Consider the following 23,436-nt stretch of genomic DNA (forward strand, 5'->3'; position numbering starts at 1 on the left):
CGCAGCTTGTGAACGAATTTGTCCGCTTAGCGCATCAGGAACGTGATCAGCAGCGGCACCAGCAGCGAGGTCACCAGCGCATTCAGCCCCATGGCAATGCCCGCAAACACGCCGGCCACCGGATCGACCTGAAACGCACGCGCCACGCCGATACCGTGCGATGCAAGGCCCGTGGCAAAGCCGCGGGCGCGATAATCGCGAATGCCGATCCGATTCATCATCGGCGTGACGATGATCGCGCCCATGATGCCTGTGAGCACGACCGCCACGGCAGCCAGCGAGGCATCGGCGCCGAGGGATTCGCTGATGCCCATCGCCACGCCGGCCGTGACCGATTTCGGCGCCAGTGACAGCGTCACGGTCTTGGGCAGGCCGAATGCCTTGGCCAGCAGTACCACGGACACGATGGCCGTGATGCAACCGACCACCAGCGCAGCCAGCATCGGCACGATCGCGGCCAACACCGTCCTGCGATTTTCATAGAGCGGAATGGCCAGCGCCACCGTCGCCGGGCCGAGCAGGAAGTGCACGAACTGCGCACCGCTGAAATAGGTGGTATAGGAGGTGCCGGTCAGCAGCAGGAAGGCTGCGATGATCCACATGGAATGGAAGACGGGATTGGCCAGCGGATGCCGCCCGGTCGCCAGCGACAGTGCATCCGCGGTCGCATAGACGAACAGCGTCACCGTGAGCCACAGCAGCGGCTGCTGCGAAAGATAGACCCAGAGCGCGAATGGATTGGCGTTCATGACGGACGCTCATTGCGCGCCATCAGGCGGCCGATGACGAGAAACGTGCCGACTGTCGCCAGCAGCGTGATCACCACGGAAATCGCCAGCACGGCAACGATGGCAGCGCCATGTTCGGCGAGCAGATCGAGCCGCTGCACGACGCCCACGCCCGCCGGAATGAACATCAGGGACAGATGCGCGAGAAGCCCCTTGGCGGCGTTCTCGACACCGCCGCCCTGCAACGGGCCGCGCGCAAGCAATGTCGCGCGATCGCGCAGCAAGAGCAGGATGAACAGCAGCAGCATGCCGAAAACCGGCCCCGGTATCGGCATGGCGAGCGCGCGCACGATGATCTCGCCGGCAAGCTGGCACAGCAGGATCAGACAGAGGCTGGCAATCATAGGAGGGGTGTCATGGAAACTCCGCGGGAGAGGCGTTATCGCCCGCGGAGTGGAATATGTCGATCAGAGTATGATCCCGAAAAGTGCATAGCGGTTTTCGGAAAGATCATACGCCAAGGAAAAACACCCGATGCACGGCCAGTGTGATCAGGCTGCACCCTTCAGGCGCTTGGTGCATTCGCTGTAATAGCCGCCGCCCTTCTGGATCCACTTCATGCCGCCATTGGCGTTGCCGGCCTTGTTGGCATTGTATTGATCGACGCATGTATGCATGCGGGCCTTGCCGGCGGTTTCCTTGGCGTATTTCGGATCGACCGCCGTCGGGAATGTCGCCGGACCGGCCGGGGTGGCAGGTACAGCAGCCGGAGCAGCCGCCGTCTTAGGCGCCGCCGCGGGTTTCGCATCGGCGGCCGCCGGAGCGGCGGTTGCAGCGGGCGCCGCCGCAGCCGTGGCGCCGCATTCGGCCTTGCGGAAGTCATTCCATTTCTGACCGTTCAAGGTCCCGGCGGTTTTCGCCGCCTGGTATTTTGCACTGCATTCCGCGGCCGTCAGCGCACTGGCTGGCTGCGACGCCAGTAAAGCGAAGCCGGAGATCATCAAGGCACTTGCAATGGCGAGATGCTTGGTCATGTCATCGTCTCCCTGAATACGAAATGACGGAACTATCCTAGCGCCGTGGGCATCAACGGCAATGACATCCCGCGAGCCGGACAAAATTTTATCGTGAGCACATGTGCGGCGCGAAGTGTAGTTCATTCAGCCGCCGTTCAGCCATTGCGGAGCGCGCATCAGTTACACGCACAGCAGCTAGGCTTGGCGGCATTTGTCGCCGGCACCGGACTTTGCCATAACGAGGGCTCCTCAAGCCTTAGGGCTCCTCGAACCGTCGCCGATGCCCCTGACCTTTACCCTCCCCACATCCCTGCAGATCCGCACCACCCTTGAGACGCTGGTCCTCGGCACGATCGGCGGCGCGGTTTTCTATTGGGCAGAACTGCCGGGCGGATTGATCTCCGGCGCCATGGTCGCGGTGGCCGTCTATGGCATTGCCGGCCGCCCCGTCGGCGTCCCGCAGCCGATGGCACACGTCATCCTGATGACATTGGGCCTGTCGCTGGGCTCGATGGTGTCGCCGGAAATGGTGAGCAATCTCAGCGCCTATCCCGTCACCATCGCGCTGCTCGCGCTCGCTACGTTCTGCGTCACCTTCGGCAGCAGCATCTATTTGCAGCGCATCCATGGCTGGGACCGCACCTCGGCGCTGCTCGCCGGCAGCCCCGGCGCGCTGTCGCAGATCATCATGCTGGGCACCGAGCGCAACGCAGACGTGCCCGGCATTGCCGTGGTGCAGATTTTTCGCGTCATCATCCTCACCGGCATGGTGCCGCTGCTGCTGGCCGCGACCGGGCAGATCGGCCATGGGCCGCTGCCCTCGCGCGGACCGGAGGCGACACCGCTGGCGCTGTTTGCGCTCGCTGCCGCGGCCGTCGCCGTGGCGCTGTTCATGAAGTGGATCCGGTTTCCGGCAAGCTGGATGTTCGGCGCGATGATGGCGTCATCGGTGCTGCACGGCACGGGGTGGATCCACGGCACGCTGCCGCAATGGGCTTATATCGCAGCCCTGGTCGGCATCGGCAGCCTGATCGGTTCGCGATTCGGCAAGATTTCGCCGCGCACCATTCTCAGCCATGTCTGGGCGGCGCTCGGCTCGTTCTCCGTTGCGATGGTCATCTCGGCGGCCTTCATCGCAGTCATCGTGCTGACGATGAATGTGAAAGCGAGCGACGTGGTGGTGGCCTTCGCGCCCGGCGCCATGGACGCCATGCTGGCGCTGGCGCTGACATTGCACATCGACCCGATTTTCGTCGGTGCGCATCACCTGTCGCGCTTCATCTATGTGTCGATCGTGACGCCGGGGATCGTACACCTGCTGGGCAAGGCGCAGGACGATATCGACGACTAGGGCATGATCCCGAAAAGTGGGTACCGGTTTTCGGATACGATCATGCTCTAACTCTAGCGCCGCGCAGTCCGCACCGCGCCGCACGCTGCGATCGCCGCCATTAGCAGCGAGATCAGCACATTGTATCCAGCCAGCGACAGGCCAAGGAAACGCCACTGCACCTCGTCGCAGCGGATGACTTTTACGGTGTCCAGGCGCTCGAACAGGCTGCCGGCTTTGCCGAGATCCACCACAGGGCCGGAACAGCCGGTCGGCCCCTGCCAGAACTTCCATTCGACGCCGGCGTGATAGCCGCCGAGCACCGCATTGGCGAGCGCGGCGAGAGCCAGCAGCGCGAGCCCCGCCACCAGCACGCCGCGCGGCGCCCCGCGGCCGGCGCCGATGGCCACCAGAACCGCCAGCGGGATCGACAGATAATAGGCATAGCGCTGTTCGAGGCAGAGCGGGCATGGCCGGATATCGAGCACCAGCTCGAAGAACCAGGCGCCGGCGATGGTCGCCACGGCGATGACAGCGACCGCGACAGCGGCCTGGAAGGCCGGATTCGCGGCGGAGGACGCGGCGGGCGAGGATGAAACGGCTGTCACGTGGCTCTCCGATGGTCCTGCGCGTCCTATCGCGAGGACCCCGGACTGTCGAGACACCCGCAGATCACATGGCCGACATCAAAACGCGTGCAAGCGGGCGCGATGCCCCATCCGCCGGTTGACCCGCGAAAAGTCCCGGCTATAGTCCGCCCACTTCGCGACCCCGGTCTCCGGCGTCCGATGGCCCCTGTGGTGGAATTGGTAGACGCGCTCGACTCAAAATCGAGTTCCGAAAGGAGTGCTGGTTCGATCCCGGCCAGGGGCACCAATTCACGCGAACATTCGCGCGACCTGAAACCGAATTTCAACAGAGACGCTCTATGGGCTGTCCCGTCGACAAGCGATCGGGATGATCTGACATGCGTATGATCTGGGGTTTCTGCGTTCTTCTGGCCGTCCTGATCCAGAGCGCGCCTGTCAGCGCCCAGGATAGCCGGATCGTCAGGCTGTCCCCGGACATCCAGTATGAATTCATCGCGCGCTGGGACGTGGATCGCCTCAACAAGATCCTGCAGGTCGATACACCGAATTTTGCCGGCATTCCGGTGACCTACAGCCCGGCCCGCAACGGCGTCCGGCTCTATCGCGTCACCTATTCCTCGGTCGTGCCGGAGCATGGCAACAAGCCGACCACGGCCTCCGGCCTGCTCGCCATCCCCGAAAATGGCGGGCCGTCATTCCCGATGGTGTCGTATCAGCACGGCACGGTTTACGGAAAGCAGGAGGTCCCCTCCTTTCCCGACCAGTCGTCGGAAACGCAATTGATGATCGCGCAATTCGCCGGCCAGGGTTACGTGCTGATCGGCGCCGACTATTTCGGCCTCGGCACCTCGACCGAGCCGGAAGGCTATATGGTCAAGGCCAGCCATCAGCAGGCGACCTATGACATGCTGACGGCGAGCCGCGCCGTGCTCGCCCATCTCAAGCTCAGCACGACCAAACTGTTTCTCGGCGGCTGGTCGCAGGGCGGCTTCGTCACCATGGCCATGCTTGAAAAGCTCGAGCGCTCAGGTTTGGCAGTCGATGCGACGGCAACGGCGAGCGCGCCGCTCGACGTCTTCGTCGCGCTCAACGGCTTTCTCAACTTCCCGCGCAAGAACGACGCCTCCTGGGTGACGTCGCTGTTCATCCTCTCGGCATTCTCGTTCGAGAACTATTACAACGTGCCCGGCCTCGCGCGCTCGGTGATTGCGGCGGAGCATTACGAGCTGGCGCGCAAAGCCTATATGCGCGAACCCTATGATGCCACGCAGGTGCCATCGGATCTGCGCAAGCTGATCCGGCCGAACTATTTCGACCCGCAATTCTTCTCCGCCTCGGCCTATGGCCGCCTCGCAGCGGAAACCACGGCCTATCGCTGGATCATCAAATCGCCGGTACGCAACTATTTCGGCGAGAGCGACGAGGTCATCAGCGTCGGCCTTGGCCAGCTCGGCATGAATTATCAACGCGCGATCGGCAACGGTAATCCTGCCGTCGAGGCGCTATCGACCGGCGCGACCAGCCATCGCGGTACATTCGCGACCGCCGTTCCGAAATGGAAAGCATGGTTCGACGGAATCGCCACGGCGCCTTGATTGCATCGGCCTGATCTGCTGGGGTCTGCTTCGGGCAGGACCCAGCACGAGGGCGCGATGAAGATGATCGACCGGCGCACGCTTCTGCAAGGCAGCGGAGCACTCCTGCTGCTCCGATCATCCCCTGCGCGGGCAGCGCCCCTGCCCGGTCCGACGGATACATTTACCGACAGTGTCGGCGTCAATGTTCACATCAGCAGCGAACCTTATGCACCGAATTTCGAGCGGTTCTTCGATCTGCTGGACAAGAGCGGCATCCGACATCTGCGCGATGAACTGAGGCCCAGCAACGATCTCGCACGCTGGCGCAGGCTCGCTGACCGCCTTGGCGTCATGTTCAACATTCCGGTATCGCCCGCGACCAACACCGTGGCGGAGATGATGTCCTATCTCGATGCATTCGGTGTCGAACGGGTGTCGAGCATCGAGGGACAGAACGAGGGCGACAGCCCGTGGTTCATGTCGCTGCCATTGGCCAAATCGGGCTGGAGCAATGTCGTCGTAGACTATCAGCGCGACGTGCATCGCGCCTTGCGCGCGCGGTACACGGCCGAACAACTGCCGCTGCTGTCGCCGAGCGTGATCAACTGGAAGCCCGCCGACGTGGCGCTGCTGCGCGGCGCTGCGCAATATAGCGATGTCGTCGCGATCCATTCCTACGTGCAAAAGGCACAGGAGCCGGAGACGACGGACGACTACGCCGCGGTCTCCTGGTATCTCAAGAACATGCGCGACGCGTTCAAGCCGGGCGCGCCGGTGATGGTCACCGAGGCCGGCTATTGCAATGTCGTGAAGCCCGGCAGCGCCGGTGTCGGTGAAGTCGCGTCCGGCATCTACATGCCGCGCATGCTGCTCAACAATTTTCGCCTCGGAATCTTGCGCACCTATCTCTACGAATTCTTCGATGGCGGCATCGATCCGAATGAAGGCGAACATCACTGGGGGCTCGTGCGCAACGATCTCACACCGAAGCCGGCCTATGACGCTATCCGCAATCTCCTTGCGATCCTGAAGGGCGCAAGGCGCGCGGGCGACAATCAGCCATTGCGACTCGAGACACGTTCGCTCGAATTGCGGCACATCGCATTCGAGGACGCACAGGGAAAGCCTTTGCTCGCCGTCTGGCGCGCGGTGCGCTGCTGGGACGTGGCCAAGGCCGATGACATCGAGGTACCCACGCGGTCGGTCGGCATCAATGTCGAGGGACCCGGCACGGAGTTGATCGTGAACCGGCCGAACGATGGCGCCGGTTGGGAGCGCATCCCCATCACCGATGGCCGGGCCAGAATCCCGCTCGACGGCAAGGTCGCCATCATCAGCCTTGCGGCTTGAACAGCCATGGCACGCTTTATAGTGTGCGGCGCATTCCGATAAGGGACGCGACATCGCTCCCGAAACTGACAGGTTCCCCTTGCCTATGGATCACGCGCCGACCGTCCCGGCTCTCCCGCCCGCCAAGCACAGCTTTGACATCCCGCTGGAGGACGGCGCCACCGTCAGCGCCCGCGTCTATGGCGAAGGCCCGCGCGTCATCAGCAGCCATGGCAACGGCCTCTCCGCCGATGCCTTCCAGAGCTTCTGGCGCCTCTTCATTCCGGACTACGAAACCGTCGTGTTCGACTTCCGTCACCACGGCCTCAGCAGCCCGTTCGTCAAACCGATTCCGCAGGTGTGGCCGCAGCTGATCCGCGACTATGATGCCATCATGAAGGGGATCACCCGCGAGATCGGCGCAGCACCGAGCCTCGGCGCCTTTCACTCCATGAGCGCGCTGACCACGTTGCTGCACGCATCCGAATATGAATCCCCATGGATCGGCATCGTCGGCTTCGAACCGCCGGCGACACCGCCGGCCCATTATCCCGAATTCCAGATGTTCCGTGCCGACAATGGCCGCCTGGCCGAGCGCACCATCAAGCGGCGCTTCGAATTCAGCACGGTGCAGGAATTGTTCGACTCCTATCGCCGCAGCTCTGCTTTCACCGGCGTCGACGATGCGGGGCTGCAAGCTCTTGCTGCTTCGACACTGCGCTGGAACGACGACAAAGAACTCTATGAGCTCGCCTGCCCGCGGGAATTCGAAGCCAGCATCTTCGCCATGCAAGGGTTGGAGGGCGCATGGGAGCGCATGTGCAAGATCAAGATTCCCGTCCAGCTCGTGGCGGGCCAGCCGAAGACGGGGACCAGCCCGTTCATCATCATCGAGAGCGCCTTCGCCCGCGATGGCGGCTTCGACTTCGTCACCGTGGATGACGCCTCGCATTTCATGCAGATGGAAAGGCCGGAGGAATGCGCAGCCATCGTCCGCGCATTCCATGCCGGGCTCGGGTAACGCGCGCTACGCCATCTCGTCGGCCCGCTTCCATTTGGGAAACGGGTCCGGCAGCTTGGCCCAATCCGCGATCTCCATGCCGGGCTTGCCATCCACGAGACATGCATCGAGTCTGCCGCGCAGGCCAGCTTCGTCCATGCCGGTGCCGATGAAGACGATCTCCTGGCGACGATCGCCATAGATGTCGTTCCAGTTCTTCTTCAACGACTGCCGCCAATATGGATCGTTCGGCCAGCGCTCTGCGGGAATGTTCGCCCACCAGAAGCCCATGCCTTCGGTGCGCACGATGGCGCCGGCCTGGCTCAGCTCGCCGACCCATTGCGGCCGCGTCGCCAGCCAGAAATGCCCCTTGCTGCGGATCACGCCGCCCCAGCTCTCGCGCAGGAACGCCTGGAATTTGGCGGGATCGAACGGCCGCCGCGCGCGATAGACGAAATTGCTGACGCCGTATTCCTCGGTTTCCGGAACATGATCGGCGAAACCGTAGAGTTCCTTGTACCAGAGCGGATGCTGCTGCGCCCGCTCGAAGTCGAACAGGCCGGTATCGAGCACGCGATCGAACGGCACGTCGGCAAAATCAGCCTCAATGATCTCGGCTTCCGGGTTCAGCGCACAGATGATTTTTCGCGCCGCGTCGCATTGCGCGGGTGTGGCATCGTTGACCTTGTTGAGCACGACCACATCGGCGAACTCGATCTGCTCCACCAGCAGATCCACCAGCCGTCGCTGGTCATTGTCCAGCGCTTCACCACGGTCCTCGAGAAAATCGGTCGAGGAATAGTCCTTCAAGAGGTTCACCGCATCGACCACGGTCACCATCGTGTCCAGCCGAGCGACATCGGAGAGGCTGTCGCCATTCTCGTCGCGGAAATCGAACGTCGCCGCCACCGGCAGCGGCTCCGCGATCCCCGTGGATTCGATCAGCAGATAATCGTAGCGGCCGCCTTCCGCCAAAGCGCGCACTTCCTTGAGTAGGTCATCGCGCAGCGTGCAGCAGATGCAGCCATTGGTCATCTCGACCAGCTTCTCATCCGTTCGCGAAAGATTGGCACCGCCATCCCTCACCAGATCCGCATCGATGTTCACTTCGCTCATGTCGTTCACGATCACCGCCACCTTCAGCCCGTGGCGGTTGTTCAGGATGTGATTCAGCAAAGTGGTCTTTCCAGCCCGAGGAAACCGGACAGCACTGTGACGGGGAGTTTTCGCATCGAGATCAAACAGCCTGTTGAGGGCGGCGAAGCAGTGGGGTGTGTCGATATCCATGAGCGCCGTCGATTTATGTTATGTTATAACGTTACATATTGCAGCAATGATCTGTCAAGGCGGACCTGCACCCGGCGCGCTGGCAAAAGAAGATGCGAATGCATAGATATTTACTCCAACCGGAGCCCTGCACATGACCGCCTTGTCGATTCTCGATCTCGTCCGCGTCACCCAAGACACCAATGCGCGCGGCGCGCTCGATAATTCACGGGATCTGGCGGCGCATGCGGAGCACTGGGGCTATCAGCGCTTCTGGGTTGCCGAGCATCACAACATGATCGGCATCGCTTCTGCTGCCACCTCGGTGGTGATCGGCCATATCGCAGCGGGCTCCAAAACCATCCGCGTCGGCGCCGGCGGCATCATGCTGCCGAACCATGCGCCCATCGTGATCGCCGAACAGTTCGGCACGCTGGAGCGGCTGTTTCCCGGCCGCATCGATCTCGGCCTCGGCCGCGCGCCCGGCACCGACCAGATGACCATGCGCGCGCTGCGCCGCTCCTTGCAAAACTCCGACAATTTCCCGCAGGATATTCAGGAGCTGCAGGCCTATTTCGCCGAAGCCGCGCCCGGCCAGCGGCTGCAGGCCGTGCCGGCCGCAGGGACCAATGTGCCTTTGTGGATTCTCGGCTCCAGCAATTACGGCGCCCAGCTCGGCGCCGTGCTCGGCCTACCCTATGCCTTCGCCTCGCATTTCGCGCCGGAAATGCTGCTGCAGGCGCTGGAAATCTATCGCACCCATTTCGAACCGTCGGAGCAGTTGGCGAAGCCACATACCATGGTCGGCGTGAACATCATCGCGGCCGACACCGATGCCGAGGCGAAGCGGCTGTGGACCACGCAGCAGATGTCCTTCACCAACATGTTCCGCGGCACCCGCGGTCTCAGCCAGCCGCCCATCGACGATATCGAGACCTATTGGTCGCCAGCCGAAAAGATGCAGGCCATGGGCATGCTACGCCGCGCGATCATCGGCTCAAAGGAGACCGTGCGTGCGGGCATCGCCGCACTGGTTGAAGAGACCAAGGCGGACGAGCTGATGATCGTGTCGGATGTCTATGAGCATCCGAAGCGACTGAAGTCGTATGAGATGATCGCGGACGCCGCGGCAGGGCTGGTTGAAGCGCCTGTAGCAGCGGCCTGATAGAACATCAGAACGTGATTGTGGTGCGGACGCCGAACACTGCCGCATCCTTGATGCGGCGGGTCTGCGTCGGATCCTCCGGATTCACGACGCCGCCGCCGGGATGGATCACATATTGAAACACCGGCTGCACCGCGACGCCAGGCGCGGCCATGGCGATATAGGTCGCCTCGAACACCGCCTCGAAATCACGGATCGGCGTTGCGATGCCGGTGAAGCGCTGCACGTCGCGGTCGAGACCGCGGGCGCCGTCTGAAATCCGCGCATAGGTCATGGCGATGCCGAAGCGATCATCAGGCCGCTCCGCAGAGAAGCCTGAAACCTGAAAACCGCCGTCGAGATAGAAGCTGATCAGATTGCGATCCGACGGACTGAATGACGCCCGAGCGAAGAAGCCGACGCCCTTGGCGGGATCTACTGCGCTGAGCGCCAGCCGTTGCTCATAGACGGCAAACACGCCGCGATTGCCGCGCCGCATGGCCGGCTCGCCGGTGCCGAGCGGGTCCGCTTGCGACAGGCCCTGCGCCGTCCACCGCTCGTCATCGAACTGCTCGAAATGATACCAGCCGCCGCCGGTGATGGCGCCGGGCAGCCCGGCCGCGCCGAGACGATAGCTGTATTTCAGCTGGCCGATGACCCATGGCGGATCGTTGACGCGGAATGCGAGGCCATGCGGATTGGAGATCTGCGGATCATCCGGCCCCTGCGCCCCCGCGCTGCCGTTGAACACCGCGAGATAGGCCGTGAACGCATCCGACAATAGCGCCTTCACGCGTATGCCAGGCACAGCCAGCGGCGGCGATGGACCACCCGCCGGCAGGATCACGCCGGTGATGCCGGGCCAACCGAGCGCCGAATTGACGAAGATGTCGTCAAACTTGCTGTCAATGAATTCGGTGTCCGACGGCTGCTGCCCGACTTTCACGAACAGCCGGCCGCCGAACAGCGACTGTTCGATCCAGAACTCGTAGAGCCGTGTCGAGGGCAATGCCTCGATTCCACTGACCAGCATGAGATTGCCGATATAGTCGCGCGACAAGCCCTGGCCGTGGATCTGGAAGACGTTGCCGTGGAAGGTCGCGCCGCGCCAGCCCACCGCTTTTTCCAGATCGACATCGACGCCGAGATCGATGCGGCCGTCATAGATCCTGCCGCGGCGGATGCCGCCGGAGGCATTGCCGAGCGCCTCGCCGATATAGGCCGCGGAGAATGCCACGCCCCAGTCGTCGAGCCGTGCGTTGAGTGCCTTTAGCCCGCCATCACGCCAGTCGCCCCCATGGGCAACGGACATCTGCAAGGCACAGCAGACCACAAGCCCGGCCAACGCCTTCGCCACACGCGGCATCCAGCATCGCAACACGCTGCGCATGACGCCTACCTGATGATGCCGATACGCTTCATGATGAAATAGGCGGTCGCCGAGGACAGCATCAGAATTCCGCACACCAGGATGAAGCCGTTGTCGCCATCCACCAGTGGCATCGCCTTGATGTTCATGCCGAAGATGCCCGCGGCCAGTGTCGGCGGCATCAGCAAGGCGGTGAGCACAGAAAGCACGCGCAGCGCCTCGTTGCCGCTTTCGGCGATCTGCAGATGCAGCTCTTCCTGCAATAGCCGGCTGCGCTCGCGCAGTTCGACGATGATGCGGTCGAGCCCGTCGAGCCGTTGCGCCAGCTTGCCCGCACGGAGTTGCAACGCTGGCTTCAGGTCGAGCCCGCCTTTCTGCTCGAAACGCTGGAATACGAGACGCAGGCCGGAGAGCTGGCGATGCAACCGCACGCAGGTGCGCCGCTGCCGGCCGAGCGTCTGCAGCATGTGGCGGGATTCGCCGAGCACCACCTGCTCCTCGATCTCATCCAGTGCGAGCGCGAGCTTGTCGGCAACGCCATCGATGGTGTCGGCCACATTCTCGATGATGGTCTCGAACAGCGCCGCCATGCTGTCGATCTTGAGGCCCTGTTCGAGCGAGCGCCTCGTCGCATCCACTGCGCAGAGCGCATGATGCCGGCCGCTGATCAACAGATGCTCGGTCATCGCAAAGCGCAGATAGCCGGTGTCATCATCGACATCGTCGATATCGCGCAGCAGATCCGAGATCACGCCATAAACGCTGTCGTCGGCCGTGTGCAGCTGCTGGAAACTGTCCTTCGACAACAGCAAAGCACGCGCCGCATCCGGCGCCTGCAGCGGCGCTTGCGTCAGCCACTGCAAGGCGCGCGTGTCGGCGAGATTGAAATGCAGCCAGACCAGACCGTCATGGCTGGTATCGATCGCCTGATGGATAGACAACGCCTCCGGCTGGCCATCGGCATGGATGCGAAACGCCCAGACCAGGCCGGGAATGGCGTTGTCCGGCGCCAACGCACCAGCCTGTGTCGCGAAATGAAGACTGTCTGACGACATCGGGAATCAACAAAATAGGAGCAAGGGACGCCGATCTCTGCACGATCGGTTTGAACTCCGGATGACAGCGAACCGCCGTCATCCACGATGCGCCGCCATCACAGCGACGCATCGTACCGAGACCGACTCAGAAGATGTGGGCGAAGATGAAATACAGCGCTGCCGACAGTGCGATGGCGCATGGCAGCGTCAGCACCCAGGCCATCAGCAGATTGCGGATGGTGGCCATCTGCAGGCCGGAGCCGTTCGCTGCCATGGTGCCGGCGACACCGGATGACAGCACATGGGTGGTCGAGACCGGCAGGCCGAAAATATCCGCCGCGCCGATGGTGCCGGCGGCGACCAACTCCGCCGACGCACCTTGCGCGTAGGTCAGATGCGTCTTGCCGATCTTCTCGCCGACGGTGACGACGATGCGCTTCCAGCCCACCATGGTGCCCAACCCAAGCGCGATGGCGACGGCGATCTTCACCCAATCCGGGATGAACTTGGTCGCCGCATCCAGCGAGCCCTTATAGGCATTCAGCGTCGCGACCTCTTCCTTGTTGAGGTCGTTTTCCTTGTCCTTCATGAGGAAGCGGATGGCTTCCGATGCGAGATACATGTCGTTACGGGTGTTGCCGACCTTCTCCGCCGGCACCTTGTCGAGCGTGCCATAGGTGCGGACCTGATCGCCGACATCCTTCACCAGCACGGCAAGCGCCGGATAGGTGCCTTCGCTGATTTTTCGCGCGGCAACGTATTGCGTCACCACCGGACGGGGATCACCGATGGTGCCGTGGCCGGCACCCTTGGCAGCGACGACCTGCGAGGCCTTCAGCGAGGTCTGCTGAAACTGCTCGATGCGCGATTCCGGCAGCGCACGGTTCAGCGCATAGGCGGTCGGCACGGTGCCGATCAGCACCAGCATGATCAGGCCCATGCCCTTCTGGCCGTCATTCGAACCATGCGCGAAGGACACACCGGTGCAGGTGGCGATCAGGATGCCGCGGATCCACAGTGGCGGCGCCTTGTCGCCTTCCGGCGCTTCATACAGCGCGGGATTGCGCACCAGGAATTTCAGCACGAGCAGCAGGATCGCCGCGCAGGCAAAGCCGAACAGCGGCGACAGCAGCAGCGCGTAGCCAATTTCCGTGGCCTTGGTCCAGTCCACGCCCGAGGTGCCGTCGCGGCCGCGCATCAATGCATTGGCAATACCAACGCCGATGATCGAGCCGATCAGCGTGTGCGACGACGAGGCGGGAAGGCCGAGCCACCAGGTGCCAAGATTCCAGATGATCGCTGCGATCAAGAGCGCGAACACCATCGCGAAACCGGCGGATGAGCCGACCTGCAGGATGAGTTCGACCGGCAGCAGCGACACGATACCGAACGCCACCGCGCCCGACGAGAACAGCACGCCGAGAAAGTTGAAGAAGCCAGACCACACCACAGCAATCTCGGGCTTCAGCGAGTGGGTGTAGATCACCGTCGCCACCGCATTGGCGGTGTCGTGAAAGCCGTTCACGAATTCGAAGCCGAGCGCGATCATCAGCGCCACGAACAGCAGGATATAGGGTAGATAGCTTGTGACGCGCGTGCCGGTGGCACTGACATCCGCATAGATGCTGTAGGCGACGTACAGCACGCCGCCGGCAAGCACCGCCATGAACAGGATCATCGTGAGCGGATTGAAGCCCTTGTCGAGATTGGGCCGCGCGGCCGGCTCGATGGGTCCACTTCCTGAAACGGATGAATTGAGTGTGAAATCGGTCATGCTACGCCCCGTCGTTAACAGGCGTTAAGTTCTGCATGCCGTGTGCGAAGCCCCGATGACAACCGCGACAATTTGTCATGTCGCGTCAGAACAGCGCAGAAAATGGTAATCTGATCCGCCCGATCAGATCGCAGCAGCGACCTTTTCCAGGCCGATGATGCGGGCGAGGGCGCGCACTTCGCGCTTCTGGTCCTCACGCAACTGGAACAGCAGCGGCATCGCGGCCGATTTCAATTGCTGCACTTCGGCGCTTTCGGGATCGATCGGCGGCGCATTACCGGATGCTGCGGCCTGCTTGGCGTCATGCATCTTCCGGGCAATCGCCTTCAGCGCGACTTCGATATCGGGCCAATAGGATTCCTGCGACGGCGTCAGATTGAGCCGTCCCTTGATGGCCACAATCTGCGCATCGCTGAGCAGCGTGAAGTTCTTGTGGCCCGCATTCTTCGCGGCGGCCTTCGGCTTGGCCGTCGGCTGCGGCACCACGACGGGTGGCAGCACGGTCGCGTTGGGCGATGGATCGATGACGCCGTCCGTCGCAAAGGCCTGCCGCAGCGGCTCGGTAGTGGGATCGACATTTTGCGGCGTCAGCGACGCCATCATCGCGCCGGGCGGCAGCCGGTCGGTCTTGCCTTCGCGGTTGGATGTCGGCCCGCGCGAGACCGGGATCGAGCTTTGCGCAACGCTGGATGAGAAGGACGACGACAGCATCGGCACACTGTCACGGCCCAGAATGCTGGCCACGGCGACTCCGGTCAGCAACAGGCAACTCAGCACCAGAATAGTCAGCGTCCGCGTCAAGCCGATCCCCGCGAGAGATGGTCCCCGTGGAATGCGCTCTGGCATTCCTTTGGCCATTGTCCTCACAAATCGAGATTAATTAAGGCCTAACCATACCGCGCGAAAAGCACATCGCGGCCTTCAGACGCGTGTCCGCAAGCGCGGAAACGCGCTTTTGGCCATTCGCAAGGCATCGCGTTGGAATGTCGAGGACGGATCGCGCTCAGGCGGCTCGATACAGCGTCCGCTCTTCCGACAGCAGATAGGCATCCTGAATGTCGGAGACGATTTCAGACGCTTCCCACAATGCATCGGGAGCGACCTGCTGCATCGTGATGGTCCAGTTCGCGCCCTTCCCCATACGCGGGGTCTGAACGATGTCGAACTGCAAACCGCGGCAGAGAAAATTGCGGTCGAACGCAAAGGCGACGCGATGCTTGATCTCGTCGAGCGTGACGGTGGTCTTGGCGAAATGCGCTGTAATATCCATGGGTGGTCCATCAACGGGCCGAATCACCGCCGTATTGTTGTTCCCGCACCCTTTAATGAGAAGTTAATTTGCCGCAGGTGCGAAGAAGGTACACCCACCCCATTACCTATTACCCAAGTAAGTGATCGAGCTGATCACGCAGTTGATCCTGATGATAGGGCTTGGCGAGGCGCGGCAGGTCCAGCTGGGTGCCTTCGGGCAGGTCCGCATAGCCGGTGGCAAGCAGGATCGGCAGGGTCGGGCGCACCTCGCGCGACTGCGCGGCGAGCTCGATTCCGGTCATGCCCGGCATCATGTGATCGGTCATCATCAGATCGATCGGCTCGTCACTGCGCAGGACATCCAGCGCGTCGCGGCCGGAATTCACCGGGATGACACGGTGGCCGAGATCCTCCAGCATTTCGGTCGTCGACATGGCGATCAGGGGATCGTCATCGACGAACAGGATGACCGCCGAGCGCGCGGCATGCCGTTCCGCTTGTTCTTCCTCGGCCACTGCAGGTTCTGCGGTCGTCGCAGGCAGGACGAGCGTCGCCGTCGTGCCCTTGCCGACCGTGCTGGTGAGTTCGAGCGTGCCGCCGAGTTGCTCGGCAAGACCATGGACCATCGACAGGCCAAGCCCGGTGCCCTTGCCGACCGGCTTGGTCGAGAAGAACGGCTCCACCGCCTTTTTCAACGTCTCCGGTGACATGCCCTCGCCGGTGTCGATCACCGACACTTTGAGATAGTCGCCGGCCTTCAACAGGCGATGTCCGCGCCCGACGCGATGCTCCGACAGTCGGATCGTAATCGCACCGCCATCCGGCATCGCATCGCGTGCATTGATGACGAGGTTGAGGATCGCCAGTTCGAGCTGGTTGGCATCGATCCGCGCCGGCGGCAGATGCTCAGGAACCGCGAAACCAAGCGTGATGCGCGGGCCAAGCGAACGATCGAGCAGATCGCTCATGCCGCGCACCAGCGTGCCCAGGTCGACGGCTTCTGCGCGCAGGTCCTGTTGTCGGGCGAAAGCGAGCAGACGCTGGGTCAGTGATGCACCGCGCTCGGCGCCTTGCATGGCGCCATCCACAAGCCGCTTCAGCCTGGGATCATCGGGCATGCGCTTGCGCAGCAGTTCGAGATTGCCCATCACCGCCATCAAGAGATTGTTGAAGTCATGCGCGACACCACCGGTGAGCTGGCCGATGGTCTCCATCTTCTGCGCCTGGCGTAGCTGCTCCTGCGCGCGCTCGCGCGCGGCGGATTCCCTGGTGAGATCGGCGGTGCGCTCCTCGACACGTTGTTCGAGCGTTGCGGTGAGTTCATCCAGCGCCGCGCGTTCGGAGGTCAGCTGCTCAAGCAGCTTGTCACGCTCGATGTCCGCGGTCTTGCGCGCCGTGATATCCACGGACACGCCCACCAGCGTCTTCGGCTTGCCATCGGGCCCGCGCACGATCCGCGCGCGCGTTTCCACCCAATGCACCGAGCGATCGGCCCAGACGCAGCGATATTCCACATTGTAATCGACTCCGGTCGTCAGCGTCGCATCCAGCGCGCTCTGGCGCTGCACGCGGTCGTCCGGATGAATGGATGCCTGCAATTCGGCGAACGTAAAACGGTCATGCGGCCCGCGACCGAAGCAGGCTTTGGTCGTGTCCGACACTTCGAGCCGCAGCTCCGGCAGGTGAAGTTCGAGCGTGCCGAGCCGGCCGGCATCCAGCGCCGTCTGCAGCAAAGCCTGGCTGTCGCTGAGATCCTCGAGGATGGCACGTGTCTGATACTGCCGTCGCCGGCCGCGCACGGCGGAGCCGACAACGCTGATCAGCGTGGTCGGATGAAACGGCCGCTCGAGAAAGGTCACATTGCCGAACACCTGGCGCAGGCGGGCCGCATCGGGATTGCGCTCGGGACCGCCGCCCTGCCGTGTCAGCAGCACGATCGGGAAATCCGACCACACAGGCTGATTGTGCAGCCAGCGATCGAGGTCGCGTAGATTGACCCCCTTGATCGCTTCATCGGCAATCACCGCAATGCCGGCGCCGGATTCGACTTCACTGACGAGTTGAGCGAAATCCGCGCATACCGTTGCGTAGTAGCCGGCCTCGCGGATCAGAGCTTCCGCGACGGTCGCGTCTCTTCCGTTCGGCGCCAGAATGACCGCTCGTTCTGATGAACGGCCGGGCTTCACGACTTCTCTTCTTCCATCATCAGCGTATTGCCGGAATAGGTCGGCACACCGCGCAGCACGCCATGGAAAGACGTCAACGGCGCTCCTATAGTGAGTCCACGGTTGTCGATACGGTATTCGCGAATGGTCGCTTCATGCGAGCCTGTACGCTTCTTGATGATGGAGACGGCACGGCGTACGGCGCCGAACGCCTCGAAGTAGCGCAGCAGAATAACGGTGTCTGCGAGATAGGTGACATCGACCGGCGTCTTCATGTCGCCGACGAGACCGTGCTGCGCCACCGTGACAAAGGTCGATGCGCCGCGACGGTTCAGATACTGAAGAAGCTCATGGATATGGAGAACCAGTGAATTCTCCTGCGGCATGGCCGCCTGATAGCCGTTGAGACTGTCGATCACGACGGTCTTGATATCCTTTTCATCGACCTGCCTGCGCACACGATGCGCAAATTCACCCGGGGAAAGTTCGGCCGCATCGACCTGTTCGATCACGAGCTTTCCACTCTTCTGCAGCGCTTCGAGATCGATCCCCATCTTCAGCATGCGATTGAACAGCAGGCCGAGTTCTTCATCGAATGCGAAGAACGCCGCCTTCTCACCGCGATTGATCACCTCCAGCATGTTGACGATCGTGAGCAGCGATTTGCCGGTTCCGGCCGGCCCGAGCACGAGCGTGCTCGATCCGGTCTCGATACCGCCGCCGAGCAGTGCATCAAGCTCGGGGTTGCCGGTCGATTTCGTGACGCGCGTTTGTCCGATTTTATGCTCGGATGCGACCAGGCGCGGAAAGACGTTCAACCCGCCACGGGTGATCGTGGCATCGTGATAGCCGCCGCGAAATTTCGAACCGCGATATTTGATGACGCGCACCCGGCGACGCTCGGCACCATAATCCGGCGCAAGTTCTTCCAACCGAAACACGCCATGGGCGACGCTGTGCACGGTCTTGTCAGCGACTTCGGCGGTCAGATCGTCCAGCAGCATCACCGTCGTGGAAAACCGCGCGAAGTAATGCTTGATGGCCAGTATCTGACGGCGATAGCGCAGCGAACTCTGCGCCAGGAGTCGGATTTCCGACAGACTGTCGAGCACAAGTCGCGCCGGCTTCAGACGCTCCACCGCATCGAAAATCTGCCGGGTGGTTTCGCCGAGTTCGAGATCGGACGAATACAGGAGGCTTTGCTGCTGCTCCTGATCAAGCAGGCTTTCCGGCGGCAGCAACTCGAATACGTCGATCTTGTCGCCGATGTCCCAGCCATGGGAGGCTGCACCGTCGCGCAGTTCCTTCTCTGTCTCAGACAGGGTGATATAGAGCCCTCGCTCGCCGTTCCGTGCGCCTTCGAGAAGGAATTGCAGAGCAACGGTGGTCTTGCCGGTACCGGGAGCGCCTTCCAGCAGGAAGATATGTCCCTTGGAAAGACCACCTGTGAGGATATCGTCCAGCCCCCAGATGCCGGTTTTCGCCCTATCAGCCATCACTATACCCATACGTCAGCGCAACGAACATCAACCCGGCGCTATGAGCCAAGTTCCAATTGCGCGACTGTAACACGCAAGTCGGTGACGTCACCCTAGCGTCGCTCGATCACCAGGCTTTGCACGGCGCGGCCAAAATAGCCGTTCACATCCGCCAGCTTGGACGCCGCGAGCCCGCTACCGTCAGGCCCGATCCAGGTCTCTGAATCCAGCAGGATCCAGTCGCCCACCGGTGGCCGTGCCATGCTGACGGAGAGGTCGGCATTCAGAAAGGTCCATTCCTTGAAGCTAAGCACGGAGGACGAGCCGTTGCTGAAATCCGACGCGATCACCGCCCGCATCGCCTGGGACATCGGCTGCCCCTCGATGATTGCCCGATTGGCGCGATACCAGATCGCGCCGGGCCCGAGCGTCAGGAAGCCGCCATGCACGGCGCGGATGGTCATGCCGGAGACGAACGCGCTGCTGTGGTCCTTCGGCTCGGAGAGACCGGGCGCATCCGGCAGCGGCACCGTGAGCGGTGCATCCTTGATGTCAGCCGGCAGCGGCTGCTCCTCGACGCGCACCTTCAGCACCGTCGCCGTCGTGACGACCGTGCCGTTGGACAGCAGGCGAATGCCGACCAGTTGAATTTTGCGGCCTTCGCGTAGCACCTCGATCTCATAGGTCAGCGGCGCCACCGGCACCGGCCGCATCAGATCGATGGTGACCCGCGTCACCGCCATCGGCGATGACGTTGGCTGTTGCTCCGCCAGCCACGTCACCAGCGCCGAGGGCGCCGAGCCGTGCTGCATATGCGGATTCCACGGCCCCGCCGCATGCGGGCTGGTGATGATGCGATTGCCGTCCAAGCGATAGACAGCATCACTCACGGGATGTTTGTCCATCACAGCGCCGGATCGATCGCTTCGTCATATTCCTTCTTGAGGCGCGCGACCAATTCAGCCACCGGCACCACTTTCTTGACGCTGCCGATGCCTTGGCCGCTGCCCCAGATTTCCTTCCAGGCCTTCGGTTTCGCTCGCTCGCCATTGGCATCGGTGCCGAAGTTCATCTTGGACGGATCGGAGACGGGCAGATTGTCGGGGTCCATGCCGGCGGCGACGATGGACGGCTTCAGATAGTTGCCGTGCACGCCGGTGAAGAGGTTGGAATAGACGATGTCCTGCGCGGCCGAGGACGCGATCATGTCCTTGTAGCCCTGCACTGCATTGGCTTCTTCGGTCGCGATGAAGGCCGAGCCGATATAGGCGAAGTCAGCGCCGAGCACGCGCGCGGCCTTGATGGCGCGGCCATTGCCGATGGCGCCGGACAACGCGATCGGACCGTCGAACCACGCCCGCGTTTCGGCAACGAAAGCGAGCGGCGAGAGTTCGCCGGCATGACCACCCGCACCGGCGGCAACGAGGATGAGGCCATCGGCGCCCTTCTCGATCGCCTTATGGGCGAAGCGCTGGTTGATAACGTCGTGAAACACGATGCCACCCCAGCCATGAGCGGCCTGATTGAGCTCCTCGCGCGCGCCGAGCGAGGTGATGATCATCGGCACCTTGTGCTTCTCGCAAAGCGCCAGATCCTGATCGAGGCGGTTGTTGGATTTGTGGACGATCTGGTTGACCGCGAATGGCGCCGACAGGCGATCCGGATTCGCCCTGTCATGCGCGGCAAGTTCTTCCTTGATCCGGTGCAGCCATTCGTCGAGCAGCGCCGCCGGGCGCGCATTGAGCGCCGGAAACGACCCCACGATCCCGGCCTTGCACTGCGCGATGACGAGATCCGGCCCGAGATAATGAACAGGGGAGAGCCGATCACGGGCAGCGACAGGCGGTTTTTGAACAAAGCCGGCATGGACATCAGGAATTCCTCGAGGACTTTTCTTATGAGAGCGGCCCGCATCGCGGGCCGTGGGAGTGCAGCGCAAACATGCCAGAAAGGCGCTGCGAAAGGCAAATCCGTTGCGATGGTTGAGCGCGCGATCCGCTGGGCGGAATGCGTCTATTGGCAGACGGCCTGGGTGACGTAATTGTCGGTCCGGCAGTCACCCTCTTCGGGCTTCCGGCCGGGGATCAGCGCCTTGGGCGAGCAGGTCTGCGCCGCATCGGTATCCAGGCTCTTGCCTTCCTTGTAGCCCTTGCTCTGGCAGAGCTTGTCGGAAGCCGCCTTGCAGTCCGGCGCACCATTGGCAGCGACCGGACAGACCACCCGGCCCTTTACCACCGTGTTCAGGTTCGTCGTCCCGAGCGCCGGCAGCGACCAAGACGGGACCAGTGACGGCGTATCCTTGAAGAGCTTGTTGATCTCGTTGAAAAGTCCGGGATTTTCCGGTGTCGCCGGCACTGGCGGCGGCGCCTGCTGCGCCATCGGGGCCGGCGAAAGGGCTGCCGGAGGCGGCGGCGCCTGCGTCGCCGGCGCCACCTGAATGATCACTGATTTCTGCTGCGGCACGGATTGCTGCTGCATGGCCTGTGACCACGCCGTCGCCGACAGCAAGGCCCATGTCATCGCGAGAGCGACGACACGCATTTCAGACCGCAGCGAATTCACAGGCTTGGACATGTCGGGAAACGTACTCCGACACCCTTGCCGGGGGAAGTCCATTCGCTTCAGAACAGTTTGAAGGCGACCACGAAGCCGCCGATCAGTCCGATCAAAGCGAGTGTCACCACGAGACCTAGATGCTTCTCGATGGTCTCGCGAATCCACACGCCATAGCGGTTCATCAGGATCGCCACCACGTAGAAGCGCGCGCCACGGGCGATGATCGAGAGTCCGATGAACATCCAGATATTGTAGCCGGCGAAACCCGAAGTGATGGTCACGAGCTTGTAGGGGATCGGCGTCAGGCCCTTCAGCAGGATGATCCACGCGCCATATTCGGCATAGCCGGCGCGGAAGGCTTCGACCTTGTCGCCATAGCCGTAGAACTGGATCACCCACTGCCCGACGCTGTCATAGAGCAGATGGCCGATCAGATAGCCGACCACACCACCAGCCACCGACGTGATCGTGCAGATGCCGGCATAGAGCCAGGCCTTGTTCGGCCGCGCCAGCGCCATCGGGATCAGCATCACGTCCGGCGGTATCGGAAAGAACGAGCTTTCCGCGAACGACACGATGCCCAGGATCCAGAGAGCATAGGGTTTGTGAGCGGCGTCGATGCACCAATCATACATACGTCTGAGCATGGCTCGCGATGAACCATCCCGACGTCGATTTGTCCATGCTTGATTGGTGACGGTATCGCGACAGGAACCGCTGCGCGATCAACCCAGTTTGCGGATACGATCTTCCAGCGCGTCAATCGGTCGCCGGTTGCCACTGCGTGATTTCGCCACTTTGGGCGACTTGGGCAATTTCTCGGCAATCCCCATCATGCGCTCGCGACGGGTCATCTCGGCCCAGACCTGCTCGGGACGCACACCGGCGCCGGCCCACAGAACAGTCAGATTGTAGAGAAGATCGGCACTTTCGCGGATCACTGCATCACGCTTGCCGGCAACGGCGTCGATCACGACCTCAATGGCCTCTTCCGCGAGCTTCTTCGCCATCTTGTCCGGCCCCTGCCGAAACAGCCGGGCCGTCCGCGAGGTCGCGGGATCGAGATCCCGGGCCGCGAGCACCGCTTGGTAAAGCCGGTCGAGCGAATCACTCATGCAACTAAACTAGCGAAAAGCTGCGACTGTTGCGTTAACGCAGATCGCCGGCCGCGACACGCGACCGGCGATCTGTAGGGTGGGCAAAGCGTAGCGTGCCCACCCTCATGTACTCGTCATGTATTGGTGGGCACGGCGCACGAGCACCTTTGCCCACCCTACATGTAACAGGGGGTTACCAGGTCATGCGGCGCGAATTGTCGTAGCCGTAGCCGCCGCCATAACCACGATAGGGGCCGCCATAGTAGCCGCCGCCGTAGCCATAACCGGGGCTGCTGTAATAGACGGGGCCGCCACCGTAACCATAGCTGTCATAATAGCGCGGGCCGCTATTGGCCGCGGCGATTGCACCGATGGTGCCGACGATGGCACCGAAGGCTGCGAGACCGGCTGCGTTACCGCCACCGCGATAGTGACGACGACGCGAGCTGAAATCCGTGACATCGCTCGACCCGTGATGGGTCGTCGCCTTCGCGGGACTATTGTTCACCGGCGCAGCCATTGCGCCGGTCGGCGCCACTGCTGCGATCGACATTGCCGCCACCGTCGCAAGAACAGCGGCGCGGCCACTAAACTTCAAACCATGACGCGCAAACATCTCTCAATATCCTTCCGTGGTCTCAGGCCCTGCGGGCCGCTGCACTATCAACCACGATGTGCATATTGGGTTCCGCTACCCCAACGCAGCCTGAACGATCGGTGTCCAAATCA

The 23,436-nt window shown here is 62.5% G+C and carries 21 protein-coding genes, 1 tRNA gene and 2 pseudogenes; 6 read left to right on the plus strand and 18 right to left on the minus strand.

The genetic code is table 11. The features are described from left to right. Positions 1-26 precede the first annotated feature (26 nt). From RPMA_RS25370 to RPMA_RS25380, 3 genes are all read right to left on the minus strand, one after another. Entirely contained in the window at positions 27-749 is a 723-nt protein-coding gene (locus tag RPMA_RS25370) for an LrgB family protein (protein ID WP_211910405.1), read from the minus strand. After that, positions 746-1,132: a CidA/LrgA family protein gene (locus RPMA_RS25375; RefSeq protein WP_211910406.1), complete on the minus strand. Its 387-nt coding sequence runs from the start codon at positions 1,130-1,132 to the stop codon at positions 746-748. Before RPMA_RS25375 ends, RPMA_RS25370 begins: the two co-directional genes overlap by 4 nt. A gap of 147 nt (positions 1,133-1,279) precedes the next feature. Beyond that, positions 1,280-1,762, minus strand: a complete 483-nt coding sequence (locus RPMA_RS25380; protein ID WP_211910407.1) for a hypothetical protein — start codon at positions 1,760-1,762, stop codon at positions 1,280-1,282. A gap of 262 nt (positions 1,763-2,024) precedes the next feature. Between RPMA_RS25380 and RPMA_RS25385 the strand changes: the two genes are divergently transcribed. Further along, positions 2,025-3,095, plus strand: coding sequence for an AbrB family transcriptional regulator (locus tag RPMA_RS25385; RefSeq protein ID WP_211910408.1), 1,071 nt, complete (start codon positions 2,025-2,027; stop codon positions 3,093-3,095). A 53-nt stretch (positions 3,096-3,148) separates the two neighbouring features. On the opposite strand, the gene RPMA_RS25390 is transcribed toward RPMA_RS25385, so the two are convergent. Next, positions 3,149-3,682, minus strand: a complete 534-nt coding sequence (locus RPMA_RS25390) for a disulfide bond formation protein B (protein ID WP_211910409.1) — start codon at positions 3,680-3,682, stop codon at positions 3,149-3,151. A gap of 183 nt (positions 3,683-3,865) precedes the next feature. On the opposite strand from RPMA_RS25390, the gene RPMA_RS25395 reads away from it, so the two are divergent. The 4 genes from RPMA_RS25395 to RPMA_RS25410 all read left to right on the plus strand — a co-directional run bounded on the left by RPMA_RS25395 (position 3,866) and on the right by RPMA_RS25410 (position 7,591). Further along, positions 3,866-3,950: transfer RNA gene (locus RPMA_RS25395), tRNA-Leu, on the plus strand. Between the two features lie 91 nt (positions 3,951-4,041). Then, positions 4,042-5,259 carry an alpha/beta hydrolase family protein gene (locus RPMA_RS25400; protein ID WP_408056469.1) on the plus strand — a complete coding sequence of 406 codons (1,218 nt, stop codon included), beginning with the start codon at positions 4,042-4,044 and terminating at the stop codon, positions 5,257-5,259. A 57-nt stretch (positions 5,260-5,316) separates the two neighbouring features. Then, positions 5,317-6,591: a glycoside hydrolase gene (locus RPMA_RS25405; protein ID WP_249225402.1), complete on the plus strand. Its 1,275-nt coding sequence runs from the start codon at positions 5,317-5,319 to the stop codon at positions 6,589-6,591. An 85-nt stretch (positions 6,592-6,676) separates the two neighbouring features. Then, positions 6,677-7,591, plus strand: a complete 915-nt coding sequence (locus RPMA_RS25410; RefSeq protein ID WP_211910410.1) for an alpha/beta fold hydrolase — start codon at positions 6,677-6,679, stop codon at positions 7,589-7,591. A gap of 6 nt (positions 7,592-7,597) precedes the next feature. Here the strand turns inward: RPMA_RS25410 and zigA are convergent. Beyond that, positions 7,598-8,802, minus strand: a pseudogene (zigA, locus tag RPMA_RS25415) (zinc metallochaperone GTPase ZigA). 188 nt (positions 8,803-8,990) lie between these two features. On the opposite strand from zigA, the gene RPMA_RS25420 reads away from it, so the two are divergent. Beyond that, a complete protein-coding gene (locus tag RPMA_RS25420) occupies positions 8,991-10,001 on the plus strand; it encodes an LLM class flavin-dependent oxidoreductase (protein WP_211910411.1) in 1,011 nt (336 codons plus the stop codon). A gap of 7 nt (positions 10,002-10,008) precedes the next feature. Here RPMA_RS25420 and RPMA_RS25425 read toward each other — a convergent pair whose 3' ends face one another. From RPMA_RS25425 to RPMA_RS25485, 13 genes and pseudogenes are all read right to left on the minus strand, one after another. Next, positions 10,009-11,346 (minus strand): carbohydrate porin, encoded by a 1,338-nt coding sequence (locus tag RPMA_RS25425; RefSeq protein ID WP_211913824.1) that lies wholly within the window; start codon positions 11,344-11,346, stop codon positions 10,009-10,011. Between the two features lie 29 nt (positions 11,347-11,375). Continuing rightward, positions 11,376-12,404, minus strand: coding sequence for a transporter (locus RPMA_RS25430; RefSeq protein ID WP_211910412.1), 1,029 nt, complete (start codon positions 12,402-12,404; stop codon positions 11,376-11,378). Positions 12,405-12,531: 127 nt separating this feature from the next. Then, positions 12,532-14,160, minus strand: coding sequence for an inorganic phosphate transporter (locus RPMA_RS25435; RefSeq protein WP_211910413.1), 1,629 nt, complete (start codon positions 14,158-14,160; stop codon positions 12,532-12,534). 123 nt (positions 14,161-14,283) lie between these two features. Then, a complete protein-coding gene (locus tag RPMA_RS25440; protein ID WP_328516535.1) occupies positions 14,284-14,904 on the minus strand; it encodes a hypothetical protein in 621 nt (206 codons plus the stop codon). Positions 14,905-15,163: 259 nt separating this feature from the next. After that, on the minus strand, positions 15,164-15,430 hold the full coding sequence (locus RPMA_RS25445; protein ID WP_211910415.1) for a hypothetical protein: 267 nt from the start codon (positions 15,428-15,430) through the stop codon (positions 15,164-15,166). A 109-nt stretch (positions 15,431-15,539) separates the two neighbouring features. Further along, positions 15,540-17,597 (minus strand): hybrid sensor histidine kinase/response regulator, encoded by a 2,058-nt coding sequence (locus tag RPMA_RS25450; protein ID WP_211910416.1) that lies wholly within the window; start codon positions 17,595-17,597, stop codon positions 15,540-15,542. Further along, positions 17,594-19,072, minus strand: coding sequence for an ATPase domain-containing protein (locus RPMA_RS25455; RefSeq protein WP_249225406.1), 1,479 nt, complete (start codon positions 19,070-19,072; stop codon positions 17,594-17,596). Before RPMA_RS25455 ends, RPMA_RS25450 begins: the two co-directional genes overlap by 4 nt. A gap of 95 nt (positions 19,073-19,167) precedes the next feature. Then, on the minus strand, positions 19,168-19,944 hold the full coding sequence (locus RPMA_RS25460) for a thioesterase family protein (protein ID WP_408056470.1): 777 nt from the start codon (positions 19,942-19,944) through the stop codon (positions 19,168-19,170). 14 nt (positions 19,945-19,958) lie between these two features. Next, positions 19,959-20,926: pseudogene (locus tag RPMA_RS25465) on the minus strand (NAD(P)H-dependent flavin oxidoreductase). Between the two features lie 141 nt (positions 20,927-21,067). Further along, a complete protein-coding gene (locus tag RPMA_RS25470; RefSeq protein ID WP_211910419.1) occupies positions 21,068-21,628 on the minus strand; it encodes a hypothetical protein in 561 nt (186 codons plus the stop codon). A gap of 47 nt (positions 21,629-21,675) precedes the next feature. Beyond that, entirely contained in the window at positions 21,676-22,257 is a 582-nt protein-coding gene (locus tag RPMA_RS25475; RefSeq protein WP_211910420.1) for a YqaA family protein, read from the minus strand. A gap of 78 nt (positions 22,258-22,335) precedes the next feature. Further along, positions 22,336-22,725 (minus strand): phosphoribosyl-ATP diphosphatase, encoded by a 390-nt coding sequence (hisE, locus tag RPMA_RS25480; RefSeq protein WP_211910421.1) that lies wholly within the window; start codon positions 22,723-22,725, stop codon positions 22,336-22,338. Positions 22,726-22,900: 175 nt separating this feature from the next. After that, on the minus strand, positions 22,901-23,323 hold the full coding sequence (locus tag RPMA_RS25485) for a hypothetical protein (protein WP_211910422.1): 423 nt from the start codon (positions 23,321-23,323) through the stop codon (positions 22,901-22,903). Positions 23,324-23,436: the final 113 nt, after the last annotated feature.

The organism is Tardiphaga alba (assembly GCF_018279705.1).
Taxonomy (GTDB): domain Bacteria; phylum Pseudomonadota; class Alphaproteobacteria; order Rhizobiales; family Xanthobacteraceae; genus Tardiphaga; species Tardiphaga alba.